Origin of the sequence: Lentzea sp., assembly GCF_035525475.1 — a bacterium.
Classification (GTDB): Bacteria; Actinomycetota; Actinomycetes; order Mycobacteriales; family Pseudonocardiaceae; genus Lentzea.
Window position 1 is genome coordinate 1 of sequence record NZ_DATLEC010000192.1, and the last position, 5,213, is coordinate 5,213.

The window sequence follows — 5,213 nt, forward strand, 5'->3', positions numbered from 1 at the left end:
GTCGATCTTCGCGAACGCCGAGTCGACCGGCGCGAACACCGTGAACTCGGCACCGTTGAGCGTCGAGACCAGGTTGACCTTCGGGTTCAGCTTGCCCGACACCGCGCTCACCAGCGTCGTGAGCAGCGGGTTGTTGCTCGCGGCCACGGCGACCGGGTCGGCGGCCATGCCGGAGACGGAACCCGCGCCGGACGGGACCTGCTTCGCGTAGTCGGCACAGCCGGGGCCGACGAGGTTCTTGGCCGGGTCGGCCATCGCCGTCGACGAGGACGCCGTCGAGGTCGGGGCGGCGCTGGACGAGGTGGTGCCGCTGCTGGCCATGTCACCCGAACCGCACGCCGCGCCGAACAGGGCGAGCGAGACGGCGCCGACGGCCAGGGCGGTGCTGCGGACGGTCTTGTTCATGACGGGACATCTCCAAGGAGTGATCGAACGGTTGCTGCTCGTGATTCGGTGCCCTCATGACGACGGATGGGTGCGGTTATGAATCCGTTACCGACCGCTGCCCGCTGCCCGCCGAGTTCGCCGGCTAGTGACAGGATTCGGTCATGACCGACCTGCACGAGCTGTACCGCGACCTGCACCGGCACCCCGAGCTGTCCCTGCAGGAGTTCCGCACCGCCGGCGTGCTCGCCGAGGCCCTGCGTCCGCTGGGGTACGAAGTCACGACCGAGGTCGGCGGCACCGGCGTGGTCGGCGTCCTGCGCAACGGCGACGGCCCGGTCGTGATGCTCCGTGCGGACATCGACGCGCTGCCCGTGCTGGAGTCGACGGGCCTGCCCTACGCGTCGACGGCCCGCGGCACCAACGCCCAAGGCGAAGACGTGCCGGTCGCCCACGCGTGCGGGCACGACATGCACGCCACATGCCTGGTCGGGGCCGCGGAACTGCTCGCGCGGACACGTGAGGAGTGGAACGGCACGCTGCTCGTGGTGTTCCAGCCCGCGGAGGAACTGGGCGTCGGCGCGCGGACCATGGTCGAGGACGGCCTGTTCGACCGGTTCGGCAAGCCGGAGGTCGTGCTGGCCCAGCACGTCGCGCCGTTGCCCGCGGGCATGATCGCGCACGGCAGTGGGCCACTGATGGCGGCGTCCGACTCGGTGCGCGTCACGTTGTTCGGGCGAGGTGGGCACGGCTCGTCACCGGAGACCGCCGTCGACCCGGTGCTGATGGCGGCGCATGTCGTCGTGCGACTGCAGGGGATCGTCTCGCGTGAGATAGCCCCCAGCGAACGTGCGGTCGTCACGGTCGGACGGCTGCAAGCAGGCACCAAGGAGAACGTCATCCCCGAGACTGCCGAGCTCGGGATCAACATCAGGGCGTTCAACGACCACATACGCGGCATCCTCCGCAACGCCATCGAACGGATCGTGCGCGCCGAGGCACAGGCGTCAGGCGCACCGCGCGAGCCCGAGTTCGACTGGTACGACGGCATGCCGGTGCTCGTGTCCGATCCGGACGCGACCACCAGGACGGTGGCCGCGTTCGCCGATCACTTCGGCACGCACAACCTGATCCCCGGCGCGGTGGTCAACGCCAGCGAGGACGTGGGCGACTTCGGCGCCGCGGCAGGGATTCCGACGGTGTTCTGGTTCCTCGGCGGCACGGACTTCAGCGCTCGCGAGCCCGGTCAGGCCGTGCCGATGAACCACTCCCCCGAATTCGCGCCGGACATCGAGCCGACCCTCACGACCGGGGTGGACGCACTGGTCGTCGCCGCACGGGCCTGGCTCGGCTGACCCCCGGCTCGACCCCGCCCACCGGCGCCTCCTGGCCACAGCCTGGGGTGACGGCCAACCGCCCTGCGCAGACTTCTCGGGGCAAAACGGCCAACAAGCCCGACAAAGGAATGCACGGCACCAACTCCCACAAATGCGGTCGAATAGTCAGGTGTGAATAAGTTAGTCCTTGTTAACGACCGCTCGGGAACTCATTCTTCTCCTGCTCCGCCACCACATTCACCTCGACGAACCACCGGCTCCCCCTGCAACCGAGGGCCGGTGTCTTCGCCCTGCAACGAGGAGAACAAATGCAAGCCAGACGCACTTTCGTGCTGGCAGCGGCAGGCACGTTGGCCGCAGCCGTCCTGACCCAGACCGGCGCGCAGACCGCCGCTGCCCAGCCTCCGGGCCAGACCGCGGAGGCGATGGCCGTGGACGCGGCCGCGAGCCTCGTCGACAGCCGTCCGTCCCAGCTGCACGCCAGCGCGAACGACGCGTTCGTCCGCCACGGCGTCATCTCGTCGACGAACGGGCTCAAGTACGTCCCCTACGAGCGGACCTACAAGGGGATCCCGGTCGTGGGCGGCGACTTCGTCGTCGTCACCAACTCGACGGGGCAGGTCCTGCAGACCTCCGTCGGCCAGGACACGACGATCGACCTCGCCTCCACCACCCCGGCGGTCACGCGGGCCCAGGCCGAGGCCGCCGCGAAGACGGCGATGTCCACCGTGGACGGCGTGGGCGCCGCGGCACAGGTCGTCTACGCGCTCGACTCCACGCCGAAGCTCGCCTGGAAGGTCACGGTCACCGGCCGTGACGCCGAGGGCCCGAGCAAGCTCGACGTGGTCGTCGACGCCACCACCGGCCAGGTCCTGCGCAAGCAGGAGCGGGTCATGCACGGCACGGGCACCAGCGCCTGGAACGGCCCTGTCACCATCGCCACCACGCACTCCGGTTCGAACTACTCGCTCAAGGACCCGGCGCTCACCAACGTGAGCTGCCAGGACGCGGCGACCAACACGACGTTCACCAAGACCACGGACACGTGGGGCAACGGCACCGCGACCAACCGCGAGACCGGCTGCGTCGACGTCCTGTTCGCGGCGCAGACCGAGTCGAAGATGCTCACGCAGTGGCTGGGCCGCAACGGTTTCGACGGCAACGGCGGCGGCTGGCCGATGCGTGTCGGCCTGAACGACCAGAACGCCTACTACGACGGCAGCCAGGTCCAGATCGGGCACAACAGCGCCAACCAGTGGATCGGCTCCATCGACGTCGTGGCGCACGAGCTCGGCCACGGCATCGACGACCACACGCCGGGCGGCATCTCCGGCGCGGGCACCCAGGAGTTCGTCGCGGACGTCTTCGGCGCCACCACCGAGTGGTACGCCAACGAGCCGTCGCCCTACGACACCCCGGACTTCCTCGTCGGCGAGACGATCAACCTCGTCGGCCGCGGCCCGATCCGCAACATGTACAACCCGTCGGCGCTCGGCCACGCGAACTGCTACTCGTCCTCGATCCCGAACACCGAGGTGCACGCGGCGGCAGGCCCCGGCAACCACTGGTACTACCTGCTCTCGCAGGGCACCACCCCGTCGAACGGCCAGCCGGCCAGCACCACGTGCAACAACACGTCGATCACCGGCCTGGGCGTCGAGAAGGCCATCAAGATCTTCTACAACGCCATGCTGCTCAAGACCTCCAGCAGCTCGTACCTGAAGTACCGCACGTGGACGCTGACCGCGGCGAAGAACCTCTACCCCGGCAGCTGCGCGGAGTTCAACACGGTCAAGGCGGCCTGGGACGCGGTCAGCGTCCCCGCGCAGTCGGCGGACCCGACGTGCAGCGCGACCGGCACGGTCACCGTCAGCAACCCCGGCAACCAGTCCAGCACCGTCGGCACCGCGGTGAGCCTGCCGCTGTCGGCTAGCGGCGGCACCGCGCCGTACACGTGGTCGGCCACCGGTCTGCCCGCGGGCCTGTCGGTCAACGGCGGCACCATCTCCGGCACCCCGACCACCGCCGGCACCTCGAACGTCACCGTCACCGCCCAGGACAGCACCGGCAGGAGCGGCTCGGCGTCGTTCAGCTGGACCGTCGGCACCGGCGGCGGTGGCTGCTCGGGCCAGAAGATCGCCAACCCGGGCTTCGAGTCCGGCGCCACCTCGTGGACCGCGTCGTCCGGCGTCATCGGCCAGCACAGCGCGGACGGCGAACCTGCCCGCACCGGCACCTGGTCGTCGTGGCTGAACGGCTACGGCTCGTCGCACACCGACTCGCTGTCCCAGTCGGTGACGATCCCCTCCGGCTGCAGGGCGGCGCTGACGTTCTACCTGCACATCGACACGAAGGAAACCGGCAGCACCGCCTACGACAAGCTGACCGTCACGGCCGGCAGCACCACGCTCGGCACGTTCTCGAACACGAACGCCGCCTCCGGCTACGCGCTCAAGACGTTCGACGTGTCCTCTCTCGCGGGCCAGACCGTGACGTTCAAGTTCACGGGCGTCGAGGACGCCTCGCTGCAGACGTCGTTCGTGATCGACGACACGGCCCTGACGCTGAGCTGAGCTGCCTGATCTGAGCGCCTCGACGACGAGAGGCGCTCATGAAGAAGCAGGCGTACGCGGTTGCCGCGATCGTGGACTCGATCGCGGCAACCGTGCCGCGCACCAAGAACGTGCGCAAGGTCACCAAAACGTCGTGGGCAGGCGACGTGGCCCTGCTCGGCGCCAGCCGGTTCGTCCTCAAGGGACGGGCGGCACGGGTCGCGTCCGCGGGCGTGATGCCGACCTGCGCAGCGGCGCAGTGGCTCATCCACACCGGCTTCGCGCGACGGGGTGCCCCCTCCTGAAACCCGTTGGTTGCCTTGTGCTACGGTTCTTCGTGTCGGAAACGCAAGGCTCCGGCACAGGGTCAAGCGCCGCTAGCTCAGTTGGTTAGAGCAGCTGACTCTTAATCAGCGGGTCCGGGGTTCGAGTCCCTGGCGGCGTACACCAGAGAAGCAGGTAGAGATTCGTCTCTACCTGCTTTTTCGCATTCTGCATACTCATGCTCTTTCTCCGTTTCATCGTTGTGGATCATGGTTTGTGAGCCCGAGGTGAGCCCGAGGCGCGGATGATCTTCGAACGCTGGACGTTCCGGCAGCACTCGGACCGAGGCGACCTTGCGCGGCACGAGACGGGCGATTCCCTCAGCGGTCTCGCGCGCGACCTGCGGCAGAACGCCGGTGTAGGTGTCTGCGGTGATGGTGATCGAGGAGTGCCGCAGCATGCTGGACACGACCTTCATGTCCGCTCCTGACGCCAGCGCGAAGGTCGCGGCTCCGTGCCGAAGGTCGTGCAGCCGGATCGGCGGCAAGCCAGCTTCCTCTACGAGCTGGTTGAACAGGTCGGTGACGGCAGCAGGGTGCAACGGTGAGCCATCCAGCTCGGTGAACATGAGGCCGAGGTCGACCCACGCGCCCCCCGCAGCTTCCCGTTCCCGTTG

Annotated in this window: 5 protein-coding genes and 1 tRNA gene; 4 read left to right on the forward strand and 2 right to left on the reverse strand. The window is 68.6% G+C overall.

Annotated elements, in window-relative coordinates; translation table 11 throughout:
- A partial coding sequence (locus VM306_RS30060) for a fasciclin domain-containing protein (RefSeq protein WP_325521122.1) occupies positions 1-405 on the reverse strand: 405 nt, incomplete at its 3' end.
- A 143-nt stretch (positions 406-548) separates the two neighbouring features.
- Here VM306_RS30060 and VM306_RS30065 point away from each other — a divergent pair.
- From VM306_RS30065 to VM306_RS30080, 4 genes are all read left to right on the forward strand, one after another.
- Positions 549-1,739: an amidohydrolase gene (locus VM306_RS30065; RefSeq protein WP_325521123.1), complete on the forward strand. Its 1,191-nt coding sequence runs from the start codon at positions 549-551 to the stop codon at positions 1,737-1,739.
- 290 nt (positions 1,740-2,029) lie between these two features.
- On the forward strand, positions 2,030-4,294 hold the full coding sequence (locus VM306_RS30070) for a M4 family metallopeptidase (protein ID WP_325521124.1): 2,265 nt from the start codon (positions 2,030-2,032) through the stop codon (positions 4,292-4,294).
- Positions 4,295-4,332: 38 nt separating this feature from the next.
- Positions 4,333-4,578, forward strand: coding sequence for a hypothetical protein (locus tag VM306_RS30075; RefSeq protein ID WP_325521125.1), 246 nt, complete (start codon positions 4,333-4,335; stop codon positions 4,576-4,578).
- Between the two features lie 66 nt (positions 4,579-4,644).
- A tRNA-Lys gene (locus VM306_RS30080) sits at positions 4,645-4,718 on the forward strand.
- On the opposite strand, the gene VM306_RS30085 is transcribed toward VM306_RS30080, so the two are convergent.
- Complete coding sequence (locus VM306_RS30085) at positions 4,680-5,165, reverse strand: tyrosine-type recombinase/integrase (protein ID WP_325521126.1); 486 nt, start codon at positions 5,163-5,165, stop codon at positions 4,680-4,682. The two genes, VM306_RS30080 and VM306_RS30085, sit on opposite strands and share 39 nt — an antisense overlap.
- Positions 5,166-5,213 lie beyond the last annotated feature (48 nt).